At 65.6% G+C, this 20244-nt stretch carries 20 protein-coding genes and 1 pseudogene; 18 read left to right on the top strand and 3 right to left on the bottom strand.

What is annotated here, in order from left to right:
- The first annotated feature begins 1 nt into the window (after position 1).
- From MAAFP003_RS26225 to MAAFP003_RS26215, 4 genes are all read left to right on the top strand, one after another.
- Positions 2–487, top strand: coding sequence for a VOC family protein (locus MAAFP003_RS26225; protein ID WP_096290514.1), 486 nt, complete (start codon positions 2–4; stop codon positions 485–487).
- A gap of 1 nt (position 488) precedes the next feature.
- The gene (locus tag MAAFP003_RS26220) at positions 489–1460 is read left to right on the top strand and encodes an LLM class flavin-dependent oxidoreductase (RefSeq protein WP_096290513.1); all 972 of its coding nucleotides are present in this window, start codon (positions 489–491) and stop codon (positions 1458–1460) included.
- 470 nt (positions 1461–1930) lie between these two features.
- Positions 1931–2131: a hypothetical protein gene (locus MAAFP003_RS28990; RefSeq protein WP_165796496.1), complete on the top strand. Its 201-nt coding sequence runs from the start codon at positions 1931–1933 to the stop codon at positions 2129–2131.
- Between the two features lie 89 nt (positions 2132–2220).
- On the top strand, positions 2221–2490 hold the full coding sequence (locus MAAFP003_RS26215) for a hypothetical protein (RefSeq protein ID WP_096290512.1): 270 nt from the start codon (positions 2221–2223) through the stop codon (positions 2488–2490).
- Between the two features lie 17 nt (positions 2491–2507).
- On the opposite strand, the gene MAAFP003_RS26210 is transcribed toward MAAFP003_RS26215, so the two are convergent.
- From MAAFP003_RS26210 to MAAFP003_RS26200, 3 genes are all read right to left on the bottom strand, one after another.
- Positions 2508–3830 (bottom strand): M1 family metallopeptidase, encoded by a 1323-nt coding sequence (locus tag MAAFP003_RS26210; RefSeq protein ID WP_096290511.1) that lies wholly within the window; start codon positions 3828–3830, stop codon positions 2508–2510.
- The gene (locus MAAFP003_RS26205) at positions 3827–7756 is read right to left on the bottom strand and encodes a Pls/PosA family non-ribosomal peptide synthetase (protein WP_243394205.1); all 3930 of its coding nucleotides are present in this window, start codon (positions 7754–7756) and stop codon (positions 3827–3829) included. The genes MAAFP003_RS26210 and MAAFP003_RS26205 overlap by 4 nt, the downstream gene beginning before the upstream one ends.
- A gap of 70 nt (positions 7757–7826) precedes the next feature.
- On the bottom strand, positions 7827–8486 hold the full coding sequence (locus tag MAAFP003_RS26200; RefSeq protein ID WP_165796495.1) for a GntR family transcriptional regulator: 660 nt from the start codon (positions 8484–8486) through the stop codon (positions 7827–7829).
- A gap of 67 nt (positions 8487–8553) precedes the next feature.
- On the opposite strand from MAAFP003_RS26200, the gene MAAFP003_RS26195 reads away from it, so the two are divergent.
- The 14 genes and pseudogenes from MAAFP003_RS26195 to MAAFP003_RS26130 all read left to right on the top strand — a co-directional run bounded on the left by MAAFP003_RS26195 (position 8554) and on the right by MAAFP003_RS26130 (position 20239).
- On the top strand, positions 8554–9927 hold the full coding sequence (locus tag MAAFP003_RS26195) for an LLM class flavin-dependent oxidoreductase (protein ID WP_096290509.1): 1374 nt from the start codon (positions 8554–8556) through the stop codon (positions 9925–9927).
- The gene (locus MAAFP003_RS26190; protein WP_096290508.1) at positions 9920–11104 is read left to right on the top strand and encodes a CaiB/BaiF CoA transferase family protein; all 1185 of its coding nucleotides are present in this window, start codon (positions 9920–9922) and stop codon (positions 11102–11104) included. The genes MAAFP003_RS26195 and MAAFP003_RS26190 overlap by 8 nt, the downstream gene beginning before the upstream one ends.
- Positions 11105–11117: 13 nt before the next feature.
- Positions 11118–12056 (top strand): HpcH/HpaI aldolase/citrate lyase family protein, encoded by a 939-nt coding sequence (locus tag MAAFP003_RS26185; protein ID WP_096290507.1) that lies wholly within the window; start codon positions 11118–11120, stop codon positions 12054–12056.
- A 67-nt stretch (positions 12057–12123) separates the two neighbouring features.
- The gene (locus MAAFP003_RS26180) at positions 12124–12279 is read left to right on the top strand and encodes a hypothetical protein (RefSeq protein WP_096290506.1); all 156 of its coding nucleotides are present in this window, start codon (positions 12124–12126) and stop codon (positions 12277–12279) included.
- An 82-nt stretch (positions 12280–12361) separates the two neighbouring features.
- Positions 12362–13054, top strand: a complete 693-nt coding sequence (locus tag MAAFP003_RS26175; protein ID WP_207768615.1) for a type 1 glutamine amidotransferase domain-containing protein — start codon at positions 12362–12364, stop codon at positions 13052–13054.
- A 253-nt stretch (positions 13055–13307) separates the two neighbouring features.
- On the top strand, positions 13308–14585 hold the full coding sequence (locus tag MAAFP003_RS26170) for an aromatic ring-hydroxylating oxygenase subunit alpha (protein WP_096290505.1): 1278 nt from the start codon (positions 13308–13310) through the stop codon (positions 14583–14585).
- Positions 14586–14590: 5 nt separating this feature from the next.
- On the top strand, positions 14591–14920 hold the full coding sequence (locus MAAFP003_RS26165; protein WP_096291435.1) for a hypothetical protein: 330 nt from the start codon (positions 14591–14593) through the stop codon (positions 14918–14920).
- Positions 14917–16164, top strand: coding sequence for a metal-dependent hydrolase family protein (locus MAAFP003_RS26160; protein ID WP_096290504.1), 1248 nt, complete (start codon positions 14917–14919; stop codon positions 16162–16164). The genes MAAFP003_RS26165 and MAAFP003_RS26160 overlap by 4 nt, the downstream gene beginning before the upstream one ends.
- A gap of 14 nt (positions 16165–16178) precedes the next feature.
- A complete protein-coding gene (locus MAAFP003_RS26155) occupies positions 16179–16634 on the top strand; it encodes a MarR family winged helix-turn-helix transcriptional regulator (RefSeq protein WP_096290503.1) in 456 nt (151 codons plus the stop codon).
- 86 nt (positions 16635–16720) lie between these two features.
- Positions 16721–16987 (top strand): annotated as a pseudogene (locus tag MAAFP003_RS26150) (2Fe-2S iron-sulfur cluster-binding protein); the annotation flags it as partial.
- Entirely contained in the window at positions 16984–17727 is a 744-nt protein-coding gene (locus MAAFP003_RS26145) for an SDR family NAD(P)-dependent oxidoreductase (RefSeq protein WP_096290501.1), read from the top strand. The pseudogene MAAFP003_RS26150 and the gene MAAFP003_RS26145, both read left to right, overlap by 4 nt.
- Positions 17728–17748: 21 nt before the next feature.
- Positions 17749–19011 carry an aromatic ring-hydroxylating oxygenase subunit alpha gene (locus MAAFP003_RS26140; RefSeq protein WP_096290500.1) on the top strand — a complete coding sequence of 421 codons (1263 nt, stop codon included), beginning with the start codon at positions 17749–17751 and terminating at the stop codon, positions 19009–19011.
- Positions 19012–19013: 2 nt separating this feature from the next.
- Positions 19014–19349 (top strand): hypothetical protein, encoded by a 336-nt coding sequence (locus MAAFP003_RS26135; RefSeq protein WP_096291434.1) that lies wholly within the window; start codon positions 19014–19016, stop codon positions 19347–19349.
- Between the two features lie 44 nt (positions 19350–19393).
- The gene (locus MAAFP003_RS26130; protein ID WP_096290499.1) at positions 19394–20239 is read left to right on the top strand and encodes a TauD/TfdA dioxygenase family protein; all 846 of its coding nucleotides are present in this window, start codon (positions 19394–19396) and stop codon (positions 20237–20239) included.
- Positions 20240–20244 lie beyond the last annotated feature (5 nt).

Here is a 20244-nt window from a genome sequence, read left to right as displayed (position 1 = left end):
GATGACATTTGTGCTGCAGCCCAAGGACTTCTATCACACCGGTATCGTGGTGCCCGACCTCAACACCGCCATGGCCCGCCTCACCGCCCTGGCCGGCTACCGGTGGATCACCGCACTGCGCTATACGCTGCCGTTTCGCACCGCGGCCGGAGTGCGCGAGCTGACCTCGACGATCGTCTACTCCGTGCAGAGTCCGCACATCGAACTGGTCCAGGAGGTTCCGGGAACTCCGTGGACCGCCGCAGCGGGCAACTCGGTGCACCACATCGGCTATTTCACCGACAACCTCACCGAGAGCGCACGCGCGTTGGAGCGCAACGGCTTCACCTTCGAAATGACCGGAGCACTACCGGACGCCGAGTTCGGGATGTTCGCCTACTACCTCGATGCGTTCGGCACCCGCATCGAGATCGTCGACCGCGCGCTGTTCCCCGACTTCGCCGCGTTCGTGGAGTCCATCGCCGCGCCGGCCGCAGACGGAGCCTGACATGGTCTTGACGGTGTTGCGCTTCAATTTCGCTTCACCACAAGGAGATCCGCGCACCCAGAGTAAACTCTTGTCCGCCGCGCTCGAATTGGCGCAATGGGGTGAGTCCCACGGCATCACGTCGGTCAGCGTCGACGAGCACCACGCCACCGGTCACGGCTGGAGCTGCAATCCGATTATGGCCGCCGCCATGTTTCTGGCGCGCACCTCGACGGTGATTGCCAGCGTGGACTGCGCGCTGGGGCCGTTGTGGAACCCGGTCCGGCTCGCCGAAGACATCGCGCTTGTCGACAACATGAGCCGTGGCCGGCTGCACACCACGGTGGGCCTGGGCTACCGTACCATCGAATACCACTCACTCGGAATGGATTTCAGCCGGCGGGGCGCGCTGATGGACAGCCTGGTCGAACGGATGCTGGAGGTCTGGTCGGGTGCCGGGGCAGACACGGGGATTTGCACCGGCACCTGGAGTCGGCCGCATCCGCCGCTGTACGTCGGCGGCGGTGCCCGCGCCACCGCGCGGCGGGCCGCGCGATTCGGGCTTCCGCTCAGCCTGGCCGACCATCTGCCCGACATCGCCACCTACTACCGCGAACTGTGCGCCGCAGCGGGCATCAAGCCGGTGATCCTGATGCCCGGGCCGATCAATCGCGGAATGATCTACCTGCACGAGGATCCCGAACGGGCGTGGGCCGAGCTCGGCGAACACATCCTGTGGGAAGCAGTCACTTACGGGGAGTGGTCCACTGACCAACGATCCCTGATGCACCTGCCCGGCGTCCGGACCTTGGACGAGGTCCGGGCCTCCGGCCGATACCGCTTCCTGACACCCGACCAGCTGATCGCCGAAATCCGCGACAGCGACGATTACGGGCCGCTGGTGTTGCATCCACTGGTCGGCGGCATGCCCGTCGACGAGGCGTGGAAGTCGGTTCAGTTACTGACCGACACCGTGCTGCCCGCGCTCGGCTGACCCATGATTGGGCCCGCCGATGATCGGGTATCGCAGCTGAATCAGATAGCAGACACATCGGGTACCTCTGCTACGCAGACGGCAGGATAGAAGGGGTCGATGATGAAATCTGCTGCGGTTAAAAGGGTCTGTGCGCTTACCGGTGGTGCGGCATTGACCGCTCTCGCGGTCACCTGCGGGAGCGGTGTCGACACGTCGATCGGCGCGCCGCCCACGCCTCCACCAGGTCCCAACACTTCGTCCGGCCAGGTCGCACCAACTGCGGCGCCACCCGGTCCGGGGATGCCCGGGTGGGCTCAAAGCGCGCCCGGTGGAGCCGCGGGCGGAGCAGCCGGTGGATCAGCTGGCGCCGGGGGAGCCGGCGGAGCAGCCGGGGGAGTCGGCGGAGCAGCAGGCGGCGCGGGAGGCGTCATCGCCGGGGTCGGTTAGTGGGAACGATTGAGTTCGCCGCCAACGGGTATCGCCGCACAATGACCAATATTCGTGCGCTGAAAAAGGGGCTAGCCCTGCTCGGTGGTATGGGCTTGCTCGTGCTGGCGGTTGCCTGCGGGGGTGGCACCGCGGGCCGGGTGGGCGCGCCGCCGACGACGTCACCACCGACGTCCTCCGAGACGGTGGGGCCGACGGTGCTTCCATCGACATCTGTACCCGCGCGACCCAACGGTGGCTAGAAATTGGGTGAAATCGTGGTTGCGCTCGATATCAACGGGTACCGCCACCTAGGCATGACACGAGATCCGACAATTGAGTGGAGGGTGACATGACATCTCATGTAGTGAAAAAAGGGTTGGCGCTTCTTGGTGGTGCCGCCGCGATCGGCTTGGGGATCGCCTGCGGTGGCGGCGTGACTCAGTCGGTCGCCGCGCCGGCAGCGCCGACACCGTCGCCGACGTCGTCAAGCCAGCCCGCACCGGCGCCGATGCAGCCGGGGACGGGCTCCGGCGGCCAGAATATGCCCGGTAGCGGGGGAACCGGTAGCGGACAAGCCGGTGGCACGGGTGGCGGCGGCGCGGCCGGCGGCGGAGGCTAATCCTCGCGCTTAGATCGTCACGGCACTGCCGTCGAATACAGCCACGCCTCCCACAGCGGCCGCAGCGACTCGTCCGAGTAGTTGGCGGCCAGGCCGGTGAAATCGTCGGTGGCGGCAGTGCCGTGGCGATGCCGCGATGTCCAATCCTGAAGCAGCGCAAAGAATTTATCGCTACCCAGCTGGCCGCGCAGCGCGTGTAAAGTCAGCGCGCCGCGTTTGTATACACGGTCGTCGAACATGTCGCGTGCTCCCGGATCGGCCAGAAGCAGGTCCTGCGGCTTCGTCCGCAGCTGCGCGTGATGCAGACCAGCGAGCTCGTCGGCGCTGGGTCCGCCGCTGCGTTCCGACCATAACCATTCCGCGTAACACGCGAATCCTTCGTGCAGCCAGATATCGCGCCACTGGCCCGCGGTCACCGAATTGCCGAACCACTGATGCGCCAGCTCATGGGCGATCAGCCGCTCGCTGGACCGCGTACCGTCGCAATGGTTGGCACCAAAGATCGAAATGCCTTGCGCTTCAAGGGGTATCTCCAGCGGATCGTCGGTCACCACGACCGTGTACCCGGTGGCCAGCGGATATGGTCCGAACAGCTCGACGAACAACGTCATCATCTCGGGCTGACGCGCGAAGTCGTGATCGAAGTCGCGGCGCAGCCGCTGCGGCAGTGCGGCCTGTATGGGCACCGGCGTACGCGCCAGCCGTCGGACCTCGTAGTCGCCGATCTGCAGCGTGATCAGGTAGGTCGACGTCGGCTCCCGCTGCTCGTAGGTCCATACCGTCCGCGAGGCGCGGGCCCGGCGCGAGAGCAGCTGCCCGTTGGCGATCACCCGGTACCGGCTTTCGGTGCTGATCTGGAGATGAAACGCGGCTTTGGCGCTGGGGTGGTCGTTACAGGGAAACCACGACGCGGCGCCGTTCGGCTGGGATGCGACGAGCACGCCGTCGGTCAGCTCTTCGAATCCGACGTTGCCCCACAGCGAACGAATTGGGCGCGGCGAGCCGCCGTATCGCACCACGATCGACATCGCGGCACCGGTCGGCAGCTTCGAGCCCAGCCGGATGCGCAATTTGCCGGCACGGCAGGAGAATTGGTCAACACGCTTGCCGTTCACCGACACCTTCGACACCGTCAAGGCGGCCGACAGGTCGAGCGTCAGTTGCTGCAATTCGGTCAGCGTGACGGCGGTGATGGTGGCCGAGCCGGACAGCCGGTTCAGCGCGACCTTGTAGTCCAGATCCAGCTCATAGCGCGACACCTGGTAAGCGGAGCTGCCGTTGTTCGGCAGGTACTCGTCGACGGCATCGGGCGCCAGCGCCTTCTTCGCGGAGGCTTTCACGCCGCGGTGTCCTGGGCGCCGCGCCCGGCCGCGGCCTTACGCGCCTTCTTACGGCCCGGATTCCACGGTCTGATTGGATTACCTTGCCAGCGTGTCGATCCCGGCACCTCGTCACCACGCACCACCAGAGACGCCGGTCCGACGGTCGCGCCCGCGCCGAGCCGGGCGGCGGGCAACGCCACACAGTGCGGACCCAACGTCGCACCGGGTTCGAGCACCACACGGTCCATTCGCATGATCCGGTCGTGGAAAAGATGTGTCTGCACCACGCAGCCGCGATTGACGGTGGCCCCGTCCCCCAGCGTGACGAGATCCGCCTCAGGGAGCCAATAGGATTCACACCAGACGCCGCGCCCGATCCGGGCGCCCAACGCCCGCAGCCACAGATTCAGGACCGGTGTGCCGCTGGCGGCGCGGGCGAACCACGGCGCGGCCACGGTTTCGACGAACGTATCGGCGACTTCGTTGCGCCACACGAACGACGACCACAGCGGGTATTCGCTCGCTTTGATGCGGCCGACCAGAAGCCATTTCGCGACGATCGTGATGCCACCGGCGATCGCACCCGCCGCCAGTAACACCAGTCCGGAGCCCAGCGCCGCCCACCAGATGCCGAATATCCTTGCCAGCGCCTGTAATCCGCCCAGCACGGCCAGCCCGATCGCCACCGACACGATCACCGGCAGCAACCGCAACGTCTCCACCAACGCGCGCATCGCCTTCAATCGTTGCGGCGGGTCGTATGTGGTCGCCGCGTCGGCCTCGGCCGGACGACGGCGCAACCGCATCGGCGGGCTGCCCAGCCAGGACGACCCGCGCTTGGCCTTGGGGGGCGCGGCGGACAGCACCGCCACCAGGCCGTCGTCGGGAACACGGCGACCGGGCTGGGTGATGCCGGAATTTCCGAGGAACGCCCGCCGGCCGACGGTCGTCGTCGCCGCGTAGATCCAGCCGCCGCCCAGCTCGTACGACGCCACCATCGTGTCGTCGGCCAAAAACGCGCCGTCCTCGATCACGGTAAACTTCGGTGTCAGCAACACCGTCGAGATCTCAGTCCCCTGGCCGACTTTCGCGCCCAGCAGCCGTAGCCACATGGGTGTCAGCAGGCTGGCGTACAGCGGGAACAGGTAGTTGCGCGCGGCGTCCATCAGGCGTTCGGTGGCCCACAGCTGCCATCCGGCGCGGCTGCGCACCGGGTGATAGCCCTCGTGCAGCCCGAGCGACAACACCCGCACCCCGAGCACCGTCAGCAACGCGTACACCGCAAGCGCGGTCAGCGTCGCGACCGGTGTCCACAGCAGCGCCGGCACCACGGCCTGCGACAGGCGATCGGTGTGGCGCACGGCCAGCCCGATGACCGCGAGCCCGCTCGCCACCGCGACCAGCGGCAGTGCCCCCAGCAGAACCGACGTCAGCCCGTACATCGCCACCCAATGGGTGCGGCGCGACGGCCGTTCGTCCGGCCACGGGTGGTTGACCCGGCCGGATTTCACCGCCGGTGAGCCCTTCCAGTACTGGCCGTTCTTGATCTTGTCCAGCACGCCCGCGCCCGGTGCCACGTCGGCGTTCTTACCGACGACCGCACCGGGCAGCAACGTGCTGCGGGCGCCGATGGTCGCGTCGTCACCGATCGTGATTTCGCCGACATGGAATGCGTCCCCGTCGATCCAGTGACCACACAGGTCGACTTCGGGTTCGACCGCGCTGCGGTGACCAAGGGTGAGCAACCCGGTGACCGGTGGCAGCGAATGCAGGTCGACACCCTCACCAATGTCGGACCCGAGCGCGCGGGCGTAGTACACCAGCCACGGCGCCCCGGACAGATTGTGTGCGCCGCTGGCCTCGGCGAGCCGTTCGGTGAACCAGATCCGCAGGTGCACCGACCCGCCGCGACGATAAGTACCCGGGCGCACCTTCGACAGCAAGACCCGCGCGCACAACACCGCGATGCCCATGCGGCCCACCGGGGTAACGAACGCGACGAATGCCACCGCGATCAGCCACCAGTTCACCGCCACCGTCCATGGCACCACGTGCCAGGCGCGGGCGACGTTGTTGCCCAGCGCCAGCCAGGTCAACCACGGCAGCGCCGCCAGCGTCGCCAGCGGTACGGCGAGCACGGTCTGCGTGAGTCGCGTCAGCCACGGCGTCGGCCGGACCTCGCGCTCGGCAACCTGCGGCGGCGCCTCGAGTTCGTCGAGGAACCCGGCGATTGAGCCCAGCCGGGGGTGGTCGTACAGATCGGCAACGGTCACCTGCGGGTACTGCTGGCGCAGCACGGCGACGAGTTGTGCGGCCGACAGCGAGCCGCCGCCGAGCGCGAAGAAGTCCGCCTCGACAGAGTCGACCGCCGCACCCAGCAAGTCGCGCCACAGTCCGGCGAGCCAGCCTGTCGTGCCGCCCAGATCGATCGCTTCGTCCGACTCGCCACCCGGCGGCGGCCAGGGCAGCGCGTCGCGGTCGACCTTGCCCGACGTGCGGGTGGGCAGCTCGTCGACCCGGACCAGCCGCGGCACCAGCGAGGCGGGCAGCTGCGCGGCGAGCCGGGCGCGCGCCTCGCCCAGTTCGAACGCCGGATCCGCGCTGACCAGATAGCCGACCAACACCGGCGTGCCGGTTGCGGTGTGGCGCACCGCGGCCGCGCCGCCGCTGACGCCGGGCAGGTGCACCAACGCCGAGTCGACCTCGCCCAGTTCGATGCGCCGGCCCCCGACCTTGACCTGGTCGTCGCTGCGGCCACAGAAGTACAGCCCGTCGGGTTCCAGCCGAACCAGGTCGCCGCTGCGGTAGGCGCGCGCCCAGCCCAGCGACGGCATAGCCGCGTACTTTTCGGCGTCCTTGTCCTTGTCCAGATAGCGGGCCAGCCCGACGCCACCGATCACCAGCTCGCCGACGTCGCCGTAGGCGACCGGCAGGCAGTCGGCGTCGACGACCGCCAGGTCCCAGCCGGGCAGTGGCAGCCCGATGCTGATCGGCCCGGGGCCACCGAGTTTCGCCGCGCACGCCACCACCGTGGCCTCGGTCGGCCCGTAGGTGTTCCATACTTCGCGACCGTCGACGGCGAGGCGCTCGACCAGCTCCGGCGGGCAGGCCTCGCCGCCAAAGATCAACAGCCGCACAGCTTCCAGCGCCTCGCTGGGCCACAGCGCGGCCAGTGCGGGCACCGTCGAGACCACGGTCACGTCCCGGGTGACCAGCCACGGACCGAGGTCCATCCCGCTGCGCACCAGCGACCGCGGCGCGGGAACCAGGCAAGCACCGTGGCGCCACGCCAGCCACATTTCCTCGCATGATGCGTCGAAAGCGACTGACAGCCCAGCCAATACGCGATCGCCGGGTCCAATCGGGTTGTCTTGCAAGAACATCTGTGCCTCGGCGTCGACGAATGCGGCAGCGCTGCGGTGGGTCACCGCGACACCTTTCGGCGTGCCGGTCGATCCGGACGTGAAGATGATCCAGGCGTCGTCGCGAGCCAGCGGCGCGGTGGCCCGCCAGCCCCGCGACAAGCCGACGCCCCGGAGCAAGCCCGCCTCGGTGATGACGCCCACCACGCCGGCCTCGCCGAACACCAATTCGGCGCGTTCGTCGGGATCGTCGGCGTCGACGGGCACGTAGGCCGCGCCGGTCGCCAGCGTCGCCAGGATGGCGACGTACAACGCGTAGCTGCCCGACGGCATCCGGATGCCGATCCGGTCGCCGCGCCCGATGCCCCGGGCGGCCAGCCATTGCACGCTGGCCTCGATGTCGCCGATCAGTTCGCTGTAGGTGAGCTGGACGGTGCCGTCGTCGATGGCCGCCGCGTCCGGGTAACGCGCGGCGGTCGCATACAGGATGTCGATCAGCGTGCGCGGGCTCGGAGCGGCAGGCGACAGCGTGTACTGCGCTGGGACTCGTGCGGGGACAGGAGGCCCAGAAGTCGATGGCACCCCACGAAAATACTCAAATCCCGGCGCCGCGCCGGCAAGCGCTCGCGGCGTGTGACGCCCCGGTTGGGTCTCACGCGGTGCGGCGCTGCTCGAGCCAGTCGGCCAGCGAGCGCCCCGCGTCCAGCACATGGCGTTCGGCGATCCTGCGGGACCGTTCGACGTCCTTTTCACCGAGTGCGTCGAGCAGCTCCTGGTGCTCGTCGAGCGAATGTTTCTCATGGTCGGGGAACAGGGTGAGGAAGTTGCTCGGCACGACCCGCGCGGCCTGTTTGATCTGCGTCATCAGCCGCGGGGAGTGCGCGGCCCGGTGGATTTTCTGGTGGAAGTGCCAGTTGGCTTCCCCGATGCTGTCGTCACCGGAGCGCGCCACCACATCCGCAGCGAGCTCGCGCAGCATCTCGAGCTCGTCCGCTTCGATGCGCTGGGCAGCCCACGCGGCGGCCTGTCCGGTGAGAACGCCCAGGATGGTGAAGCTGTCCATGACGTCGGTGGGGCTGATGCCGATCACGGTGATGCCACTGCGCGGCGCGATCTGGACCAGACCTTCGAAGGACAGTTCCAGTAACGCCTCGCGAACCGGGGTCCGGCTGGTCGCGAACTCCTCGGTGATGGCGTCCAGATCGACTCGCGTGCCGGCGGACAAGGCGCCGGTCAGGATGCGGTCCCTGAGTTCGCGGGCGGCCCGTTCGCGCACGGTGCCGGAGATGTCGATCTTCGAGATCGTAGCCATCCCGGAATGATACCAAATGGCACATCTCACATTTGATACCTGAAATATCAGATGTTACGTTTCGGACATGGTTGATCGACGACAGGACAAGATGGCCCTGGTTGCTTTCATGCAGGCGGGTAGCACGTCGGTGTACTCGGGATCGTGGCGACACCCGGCGACCGAACACGGTTACCTCGACGCTTCGTACTACGCCAAGATTGCCCGTCAGCTCGAAGAAGGCTGCTTCGACCTGATGTTCTTCGACGACCGCCTGGCGATGCCGGGGGTCTACGGGGGTTCGGTGGCCGAGGCGGTGTCCTATGGCGCGCGCCCGGTGAAGCTAGACCTCAGCATCGTGCTTGGTGTGCTGGCCCAGGCCACGTCGCGCATCGGACTCGGCGCGACCTACTCGACCACCTACTACCAGCCGTTCCACGTCGCGCGAACCTTCGCCACGCTGGATCACCTGTCCGGCGGTCGGGCCGCCTGGAACGTGGTCACCTCCGTCAACGACAGCGAGGCGCAGAACTTCGGAGTCGATGCCCATCTGGGCCACGACGAACGCTACGACCGCGCCGACGAGTTCATGGACGTCGTCGCCGGGCTCTGGGACACCTGGGAGGACGACGCGATCCTGCACGACCGGGCGTCCGGGCGCTACGGCGATCCGGGCAAGGTGCACGAGCTTGGGCATGTCGGGCAGTACTTCTCGTCGCGTGGACCGCTGACCGTGCCGCGCACTCCGCAGGGGCGACCGGTCATCATTCAGGCCGGATCATCGGGACGCGGACGCGAATTCGCTTCGCGCTGGGCGGAATTGATCTTCACCGGCGATCCGGGTATCGAGGTCGCGCGCAGTCACTACGCGGACCAGAAGGAGCGGATCGCCGACGCCGGGCGCAATCCTGCCGCGGTACGGATCTGCCCGATGGCCTACGCTGTGGTGGGCGAATCCGAGGCCCACGCCAAGGAGCGCGAAGCTCTGTTCCTCAACGAACTGGTTCATCCGATGGCATCACTGACACTGTTGTCGGAGTTGATGAATTACGACTTCGCGCAACACGATCTGGACGATCCCGTCACCGATGAGCTGATCGCATCGTCCTCCGGAATTCGCGGACTGGTGCAGAACCTGCGCTCCCACATCGGTGGTGACACGGTGACCGTGCGCGATCTGGCCGGCCACCGCGCGACGCTGCTGCAGGGACCGCGCTTCGTCGGCACCGGCGCGCAGGTCGCCGATCAGATGGCGGACTGGTTCGAAAGCGGAGCGTGCGACGGCTTCGTCCTGGCCGCAACGCATCTGCCCGGGGCATTCGAAGATGTTGTGCGGATGGTGGTTCCGGAGCTGCAGCGGCGTGGCCTGTTCCGCAGCGAGTACGAGTCCTCGACATTACGGGGACACCTTGGGCTGCAACGGCCTTCGAACTCACACGTGGGCGCCTGTGCGAATGCTTGAGGGTATGCGAGTGCTCGACCTCGCGACGTTGGCGGCCGCACCGCTGGTTGCGACGTACCTGGGCGAATTCGGCGCCGATGTGATCAAGGTTGAAGACCCGCGGCATGGCGACCCGATCCGTCGGTGGGGCAATCAGCGCGAGGACGTCGGGCTGATGTGGAAGTCCTTATCGCGCAACAAGCGAGCGATCACCCTGGATCTGCGGTGTGCCGAGGGTCAGGCGATGGTGCGCCGGCTCGTCGAGCATGCCGACGTCGCCATCGTCAACACCCGGCCGCAGACGTTGCGCAAATGGGGGCTGGACTACGAGAACCTGCGCGCGGTCAACGACCGGATCGTGATGCTGCACATCACCGGTTACGGATTGACCGGGCCGAAGAGTGAGCGGCCGGGCTTCGGCACGCTCGGCGAGGCGATGAGCGGGTTCGCGCACATCACCGGACAAGCCGGCGGACCGCCCACCCTGCCGCCGTTCATGTTGGCCGACGGCGTCGCCTCACTCAACGCCACTTACGCGGTCATGATGGCGTTGTATCACCGCGACGTGCATGGTGCGCCGGGTCAGCTGATCGACGTCAACCTGATCGACCCGCTGGCTCGCCTGCTGGAGCAGACGCTGCTGGGCTACGACCAACTGGGTTTGGTGCCCGAGCGCGCCGGTAATCGCTGGGATATTTCGGCTCCGCGCAATACCTACCGAACCGCCGACGGGCGCTGGCTGGCCATGTCCGGCAGTTCACCGGCCTTGGCGTTAAGGGTGTTTCGCGCCATCGGCCGCGATGACCTGCTGTCCGACCCGGACTTCTCCGACCCCCAGCGGCGGCTGGCCCGGGCCCGCGAGGTGGATACCGTGGTAGCGGATTGGGTCGCCACCAAGACTCTTTCGGAAGCGATGCAGACTTTCGAAGCCCACGAGGTCGCCGCGGCGCCGGTCTACGACATACGGGATCTGGTCGCCGACGAGCAGCTGACTCATCGGGGGGTGTTCATCTCGGTCTCCGACGAGCAACTCGGTTCGATGATGGTGCAGGCCCCGGTTCCGCGCTTCTCGTCAGCGTCTGCAACGGTGGGCCATCTTGGACCTGGCCTCGGTGAACACAATGACGAAGTTTATGGCGAGCTACTCGGCTTGACTCCCGACGAGATCAACGATCTGCGTACCCGCGGCGTGTTGTGACAGAAGGAAATCGATGACTGATCTTCTCCGTCGTTCCGAACTCGCGGTACCCGCGTGCAACGACAACATGTTCGAGAAGGGCGCCAAGTGTGGGGCGGACCTGGTGTTCCTCGATCTCGAGGATGCGACCCCGGTCGGCGCCAAAGTGCAGTCGCGGGCCAAAGTTATTGCGGCGCTCAACGATATCGACTGGGGGCGCACCGCGCGGGCCATCCGAATCAACGGTCTGGACACTCAGTGGTGCCACGATGACGTGATCGACGTCGTCACCCGGGCGGGCGAGAATCTCGATACGATCATCATCCCGAAAGCCCGCAGCGCCCGCGATGTCTGGTGGGTTGACGTGCTGCTCACTCAGTTGGAGTCGAAACTTGGCCTGAGCAGCAGAATTCGGCTCGAGGTTCTGATCGAGGAGGTGCAGGGCCTGGCTAACGCCGAGGAGATCGCCGCGGCCAGCCCTCGCCTGGATGCCCTGATCTTCGGGGTCGGTGACTTCTCGTTGTCGCAGGGTGCCCGGGTGGACACCAACTTCGTCCCGCTCGGCGAATACCCCGGCGAATTCTGGGCTTATGCGCGTAATAAGGTCATCGTCGCGGCGCGCATCGCCGGCATAGACGCCATCGACGCGCCTTATCCCGACTACCGAGACCTGGCCGGATACGAGCGTGATGCGCGGCGCGCGTCGCTGCTCGGTTACACGGGCAAGTGGGCCATCCATCCCGACCAGGTGCCCGTCGCCAATGGTGTGTACGCACCGACCGCCGACGAGATCGCCCGCGCCGAAGCCAATGTGTCCGCCTACCGGGAGGCCGAGGCCGAGGGCCGCGGGGCGGTCGGAGTCAACGGCGTGCTGGTCGATGCCGCCCACGTGAAGCAGGCGCAGCAGACGCTGGCCCGCGCCGAGCTGGTCAAAGCGCGCAGCCAGGAAACGAATCGGCGGATGTCTGATTGAACGGATTCGTGCCGGGGTAGTCCGTTGGGGATCAATTCGACTGACGCCCAATAGAAAGGGGCACGACGTGATTATCCTCGGCATCATTCTTGTTGTCATCGGGTATTTCGCCGCCATCCCGATTCTGGAAACCATCGGTGGCATCCTGGTGCTGATCGGTGTGGTCTTGTGGATCTTGGGAGCGGTCGGACGTCCGGTTGCCGGCCGAAAAGTCTGGTTCTAGGGTTAACTTCGCTTGACTGCCTGCGGGACCCACACCGAATACCCGCGTGCGGGGCTGCTCTGACAAGGGAAGTGACCGTCTGATGGCAAAAGTTCTGTTCGTCGTCACCGCATCGAGTTACTGGACACTGAACGACGGCGCCCGCCATCCGACCGGCTACTGGGCCGAGGAATTCGCGGCCCCGTACGACGCGCTCAGCCGGGCTGGCCACCAGATCGTGGTGGCCACGCCCGGCGGCACCGTCCCGTACGTAGACGTGATGAGCCTGCGGCCGTCGATGGCCGGCAGCGTCGAGATCGCCGAAAAGCTGGAAGGAATCCTGCGTTCCGCCGAACAGCTGCGTGCCCCGATCCAGCTTGCCAACGCGCGCCTGGACGATTACGACGCCATCTATTACCCCGGTGGGCACGGCCCGATGGAAGACCTATGGCGAGATGCCGATTCCGGCCGCCTGCTCATTGCCGCGCTTGCCTCAGGTAAGCCGTTGGCGATCGTCTGCCACGCGCCGGCCGCCATCCTGGCCACTCGCCACGAGGGCACCTCGCCCTTCGTGGGCTACCGGGTCACTGCCTTCACCAACGAAGAAGAGGACGGTGTCGGACTCCGCGAAAAGGCGCCCTGGACGGTCGAGGACGAACTGGTCAAGATGGGCATCGACTTCGTCAAAGGTGAAATGTGGAAGCCGTTTACGGTGACGGACCGCAATCTTTACACCGGGCAAAACCCCGCCTCGGCCGGACCGCTGGCGGAAAAGGTGCTCGAAGTACTGAAGTAGCTAACTTTCAACTGCGGTCTGCCGCCGAGCTGTGGAACGCGCGGTAGCGGTCCGGCCTGCTTAATCTGGCGCAGACCCCTGCTCGGAGCTCGTAGACCGGTGCCGGCGACGTCCGACGATGTCGATGCGGGAACCCCTCGACGCGGGAATATCAACTACTTGTGATTAACGGTTCGAGGATATACCGTCGGCCCGACGGAGTTCTGCGGGCTAGCCCGAGGAATCCGACATCGGAACCGACAGGAGAGCGGTCATGCCTCGATTTCCCAAGCCGTCGGAGGGGAGCTGGACGCAGCATTACCCCGAACTGGGCACCGCGCCGGTGTCCTATGAGGACTCGATCAGCCCGCAGATCCACGACCTGGAGCGGGATGCGATCTTCAAGCGGGCCTGGCTGAATGTCGGTCGCGTTGACCAGATTCCACGCAAGGGCAGCTACTTTACCAAGGAGCTTAAGGTCGTCAACACCTCAATCATCTTGGTGCGTACAGGATCTGGCGAGGTAAAGGCGTATCACAACATCTGCCGGCATCGTGGCAACAAGCTGGTGTGGAACGACATGCCTCTCGAGGAGACTAGCGGAGTATGCAGGCAGTTCACCTGCAAGTACCACGCGTGGCGTTACGACCTGGACGGCAACCTCACCTTCGTCCAGCAGGAGGAGGAGTTCTTCGATCTCGACAAGAGCCGATACGGGCTGGTGTCGGTGCACTGCGAGGTCTGGGAAGGCTTCATCTTCGTCAACTTCGCGAAGAAGCCCGAGCAGTCGTTGCGAAATTTCCTAGGGCCGATGGTGACCGGGTTGGAGGGCTACCCCTTCGGTCAGATGACGTCGCGGTGGGCTTACCGCTCGCAGGTGAAGGCGAACTGGAAGCTATACATGGATGCGTTCCAGGAGTTCTATCACGCGCCGGTACTGCACGCGAACCAGTCGCCGACCGCGTATTCAAAAGCCGCTGCCGAGGCGGGTTTTGAAGCGCCGCACTATCGCCTGGACGGCCCGCACCGGCTGGTGAGCACCTCGGGTGTCCGGGCCTGGGAGATGGCCGCGGACATGCGCAAGCCGATCGAGGACATCTGTCAGAGCGGTTTGTTCGGGCCCTGGGACAAGCCCGATCTGGGCGAAATGCCGCCCGGACTGAATCCCGCGAAATGTGAACCGTGGGGCCTGGATTCGTTTCAAATCTTCCCCAACTTCGTCATTCTCATCTGGGGGCAGGGCTGGTATCTGACCTACCACTACTGGCCGACCTCTTACAACAGCCACATCTTCGAGGGCACCCTGTATTTCCCGCGGCCGCGCACCCCGCGGGAACGAGTCGCTCAGGAACTGGCCGCGGTGTCGTTCAAGGAATATGGCCTGCAGGACGCCAATACCTTGGAAGCGACCCAGTCGATGATCGAGTCTGAGGTGCTGGACCGGTTCCTGCTCTGCGACCAGGAGATCCTGATCCGGCACCTGCACAAGGAGACAGCGGCATGGATCGAGGAGTATCGGCGCACCGCCGCGGCATCGAAGGCGGGGGTGTGACCGCGATGTCTGGGTTGCTGCCAACCGAATTCGCCGACCTCGAGGCCTTTGCGCAATGGTGTCTGCCGACCGAGCCGGAGCGCTACGCCAAGCGGTTGGCCAGTTCGATGACCGAGATGAAGGCCTTTTACGACGCGATCACTCCGCGCGCGGAGGAGGCCCTCTCCTACTGCGACAAGTTCCCGCTCGACGACCTGCCCGAAGATGTCCTCAATCTGATGCACTTGCTGTATTCGATGATCATGGTGTCGTTTCCGGTGGAGTGCTGGAAACAGCCGCGCGTTCCCGACTCCGGTGCGGCGTCGCTTGATTGCGTGTCCGAGCCCGTTCCATGACCACTGTCCTGCGGGCCGCCCGCTGGGCCGACGTCGACTCCGGCCAGGTCAATTCGCCGGCGGTGGTGGTGGTCGAGGGTGACCGCATCACCGCGATAAATCCCCAAGGGCCAGTTGCGGATTCGGCGACGATCATCGACCTCGGGGACGTCACGCTGCTGCCGGGCCTGATGGACATGGAACTCAACCTGCTCATCGGCGGCCCCGGTGGTCCCGACGGCTTGCCGGCCCCGATGCACGGCGTTCAGGACGATCCCGCGTATCGGACACTGCGGGGCGCGGTGAATGCGCGTACGACGCTGGAGGCCGGGTTCACCACCGTGCGCAACCTCGGCCTGATGGTCAAGACCGGCGGGTATCTGCTCGACGTCGCACTACAGCGGGCGATCGACCAGGGCTGGCACGCCGGTCCGCGCATCTATCCCGCCGGCCATGCGGTGACTCCCTACGGCGGGCACCTGGATCCCACGGTATTCCAACGGCTGGCCCCCGGGGTGATGCCGTTGTCGGTCGCCGAGGGCATCGCCAACGGAGTGCCCGACGTTATCGCCTGTGTTCGCTACCAGATTCGCCACGGCGCCAAGCTGATCAAGGTATCGGCGTCCGGCGGCGTCATGTCGCACAGCACTGCCCCGGGCGCCCAGCAGTATTCGGACGCGGAATTCGCCGCCATCGCCGACGAGGCGCACCGCGCTGGGGTCCGAGTGGCCGCGCATGCCGTCGGCGACTCCGCGATCCGCGCGTGCATACGGGCCGGAATCGACTGCATCGAACACGGATTCCTGGCCACCGACGACACGATTCAGATGATGGTCGACCACGGCACCTTCCTAGTTTCCACCACGTATCTGACCGAGGCGATGGCGATCGACCGGATCGCGCCGGAACTCCGCAAGAAGGCGCAGGAGGTATTCCCCCGCGCAAAAGCCATGCTGCCCAAGGCGATTGCCGCTGGCGTTCGCATCGCCTGCGGCTCGGACGCGCCGGCGATTCCGCACGGCCAGAACGCCAAGGAGATCCGCGCGCTGGTGGACCGGGGCATGACGCCGATGCAAGCGATCCGTGCGGCCACGGTGGTGGCCGCCGAACTCGTGGAGGCCGACCACGAGCTGGGCCGCCTCGCGCCCGGCTATCTCGCCGACATCATCGCCGTTGCGGGTGATCCCTGCGTTGACATTGCCGCCACACTCGACGTCTCGTTTGTGATGAAGAACGGCCACATCTACAAGACGACGGCGCCGTGACGGAGGAGACAGCTATGGAACTCACCGAGAACATCCTGTGGCTGCTCAAGCAGGCGTTCTACTTCTCGCTGACCACCGTTAACGACGCGATCAGCGCCCACGGCGTGAGCACCGCACAAATCGGTGTGCTGCGCCAGCTCTCCAATGAACCCGGCCTCTCGGGTGCCGAACTGGCCCGGCGCCTGTTGATCAGCCCACAAGGCCTGCAACTGGCACTCACCGCACTCGAACGGCGCGGCTTGGTGGAACGCAAGCAAGATCCGCAGCACAAGCGCATCCTGCGCGCCTATCTGACCGACCAGGGCCGAGACGTCGTCACCGAGGTCCTCAGTGACGCCATCGCCGCACACGAACAGGTATTCGGCGTGCTCAGTGCCGAGGAGCAAGAGACGCTGCGCGAATTGCTGGGCCGCGTCGTGGAAAAGGGCACCGGGAACGAGCTCACCCAGCGGGATATAACCAGTACTTGAGATGAATAACAAGTACTTGATACTCTGCCTTCATGCAGGAGTCCCGTGCGCCCGCGTATGCCGGACCTGCCGGTGTCGCCACCGAAAAGGTGACTATCGAGCTGGATCGAACCACCACCACGGTGGCCTACTCGGCAGGCGACACCTTGCTGCAGACCGCACGGATGGCCGGCCTTGCTCCGCCGTCGTCGTGTGAAGTCGGCTCGTGCGGAACATGTATGGCGCGGCTGACCGAGGGATGTGCCCGGATGCTCAATAACGACGCGCTCGAGGTCGATGAAGTGGCCGAAGGCTGGGTGCTGACGTGTCAGGCCCTGCCGACGAGCGCCACGGTGCGGGTGGTTTACGAGTGAGCAAGGTTGCGGTGGTGACCGGCGGCGCTTCCGGCATGGGTGAGGCGACCTGTCACGAGCTCGCCCGACGTGGGCTCGACGTCGCCGTCCTCGACATCAATGAGCATGCAGCACAACGGGTTACCGAAGATCTACGCGCGGCCGGAACCGCGGCGACCGGCGTCGGCGTCGATGTCACCGACCGGGCCGGCGTCGAGCAGGCATTCGCCAAACTTCGCAGCGAGTTGGGCCCGGTGTCGGTGTTGGTGACCAGCGCCGGGATGTTCGGCTTTTCGCCGTTCTCCGAGATCACCCCCGAGTCCTGGGCGAAGATCATCGATGTCAACCTGACCGGGACGTTTCACAGTTGCCAGCTCGCGCTGCCGGACATGGTCGCCGCGAAATGGGGCAGGATCGTTATGATTTCGTCGTCCAGCGCTCAGCGGGGGTCACCGTTCGCCGCACATTATGCGGCGTCGAAGGGTGCGGTCATCACGCTTACCAAGTCGCTGGCCCGTGAGTACGCCCCATACGGGATCACCGTGAACAACATTCCGCCCTCGGGCATCGAAACCCCGATGCAGCACCAGGCGCAGGCCTCGGGATACCTCAAGTCCAACGCGGAGATCGCCAGCAATATCCCGTTGGGCCATCTGGGCACCGGGGCCGATATCGCCGCTGCGGTGGGGTTTCTGGTCTCCGAAGAAGCCGGTTTCATCACCGGGCAGGTGCTCGGGGTTAACGGCGGAGCGGTGATGTGACAGTCGCACAGGGAGGTTCAGATGTTGCGAGCGGGTAGGCCCCCGGAGGGCTCCTGGACCGAGCACTATCCCGAGTTGGGCACCGGCGACGTCTCCTTCGCCGACTCCACCTCGGAAGAGTTCTTCGAGGCCGAACGTGAAGCGGTCTTCAAACGTGCTTGGCTCAATGTCGCCCGCGTCGACGAGCTGCCGCGCGTCGGCAGCTACGTCACCAAGGAAATAGAGGTCGCCCGAACCTCGGTCGTTCTGGTCAAGGGGCGCGACGAACAAATCCGGGCCTTCTACAACGTCTGTCGTCACCGCGGAAACAAACTGGTGTGGAACGACTTTCCCAACGAACAGACCCGCGGCACGTGCCGTCAGTTCACCTGCAAGTACCACGGCTGGCGCTACGACCTCGACGGCACGTTGAAGTTCGTGCAGCAGGAATCGGAGTTCTTCGATCTCGACACCGCCGACTATGGCCTGAAGCCGGTGCACTGCGACATCTGGAATGGCTTCATTTTCATCAACTTTGACGCGGAACCCCGACAGAGTCTGCGTGAGTTCCTGGGTCCGATGATCACCGGTCTGGATGGCTACCCCTTCGACAAACTGACCGAGCGCTACGAATGGGTCGCTCACAACAACAGCAACTGGAAGATCTTCGCCGACGCGTTCCAGGAGTACTACCACGTGCCGTCCCTGCACTCGCAGCAGGTACCCCCGGAGGTACGTGACCCCAAGGCCGGATTCACCTGCGGCCATTTCCAACTCGACGGTCCACACCGGTTGGTGTCGACGGCGGGACGGCGCCGCTGGCTGCTGCCCGACGAGTACATGTATCCGATCGAGCGGGTAACCAAGAGTGGGCTCGTCGGGCCCTGGCGCACCCCGGACATCGGCGAGTTGCCGACCGGACTGAACCCCGGTGGCATCGAGCCGTGGGGCATCAGCAACTTCCAGATCTTCCCCAACCTCGAGATATTGATCTACGGCGGTTGGTATCTGCTGTACCGGTACTGGCCGACCTCCCACAACACACACCGGTTCGAGGCCTACACGTACTTCAGCCCGGCGCGCAGCGTGCGCGAGCGCATCGAACATGAAGTCGCCGCCGTGGTTCTCAAGGAGTTCGCGCTGCAGGACGCCGGCATGCTCGGTGGTACCCAGGCCGCGTTGGAGTACGGCATTGTCGACAGGTTTCCGCTCAACGACCAGGAGATCCTGGTACGCCATCTGCACAAGACCGTCGTGGCCTGGGTTGAGGCCTACCGCCGCGAAAAGACGCCCGCAGGAGTGTGACCATGCCGGACACCTTGCTGCCCACCGGATTCGCAGAGCTGGAAACCTACGCCCGAGTTTGGTGCCTGGCCACCGAAACCGAACGCTGGAACGCGCGGATGGCCAGCACCATGGCCGACATGCACGCGTTCTACGACGCATTCTTCCCACGGCTCGAAGAGGCCATCGACTATTGCGATAAGTTCCCGCTGGACGACTTGCCCGACGATGCCCTGAACCTGCTGCACCTGATCTACGCCCTGATCATGGTCGCCATGGCCGTCGAGGTCATGCATCAACCCGCTCCGACCGACGCCGCGGACGCGGTGATGATCCGCACCGGCGAACCCATTCCTTAACCGCGGCAGACACTTTGGATCGTCACTGCCAGAAAGGACAGGCCATGAGTCTGCTCACCGTCACCAAGCTCAGCGACTCCGTCGGCGCCGAAGTCGCCGGCCTGGATCCCGCCCACCTCGCCGCCGACGACCCGGTCGGTCAAACCATCTTGGATGCCTTGGAGGACAACGGTGTTCTGGTCTTCCGCGGGCTGCACCTGGAGCCGGAAGCCCAGGTCGCGTTCTGCCACCGACTCGGTGCCATCGACTACTCCTCGGACGGTCATCACCCGGTCGCCGGCATCTACCCCGTCACGCTGGACAAGTCAAAGAACTCCTCGGCGGCCTATCTCAAAGCGACGTTCGACTGGCATATCGACGGCTGCACGCCGACCGGTGACGACTACCCGCAAAAAGCCACCGTCCTCTCCGCTAAGCAGGTCGCCCAGCGGGGCGGCGAAACCGAATTCGCCTCGTCCTACGCGGCTTACGATGCGTTGACCGACGACGAGAAAGAGCGGTGCGGCGCGTTGCGGGTGGTGCACTCGCTGGAAGCCTCCCAACGACGCGTCACGCCCGACCCCACTCCGAAGCAGTTGCAACAGTGGCGGTCGCGGCGCACCCACGAACACCCCCTGGTGTGGACACATCGCAGCGGCCGAAAGTCGTTGGTGCTGGGGGCTTCCGCCGACTACGTGGTCGGCATGGATCTGGAGGAAGGCCGCGCCCTGCTGGAGCAGCTGCTGGTACGCGCCACCACCCCGGACAAGGTCTACAGCCACAACTGGTCGATCGGCGACACCGTCATCTGGGACAACCGCGGCGTGCTGCACCGCGCGGCGCCGTATGACCCCGACTCGCAGCGCGAAATGCTGCGTACCACCGTGCTGGGTGACGAGCCGATCCAGTAGGCCCA

Source organism: Mycobacterium ahvazicum (assembly GCF_900176255.2).
Lineage (GTDB): Bacteria > Actinomycetota > Actinomycetes > Mycobacteriales > Mycobacteriaceae > Mycobacterium > Mycobacterium ahvazicum.
This window is presented reverse-complemented; position numbering and strand designations above follow the sequence as displayed.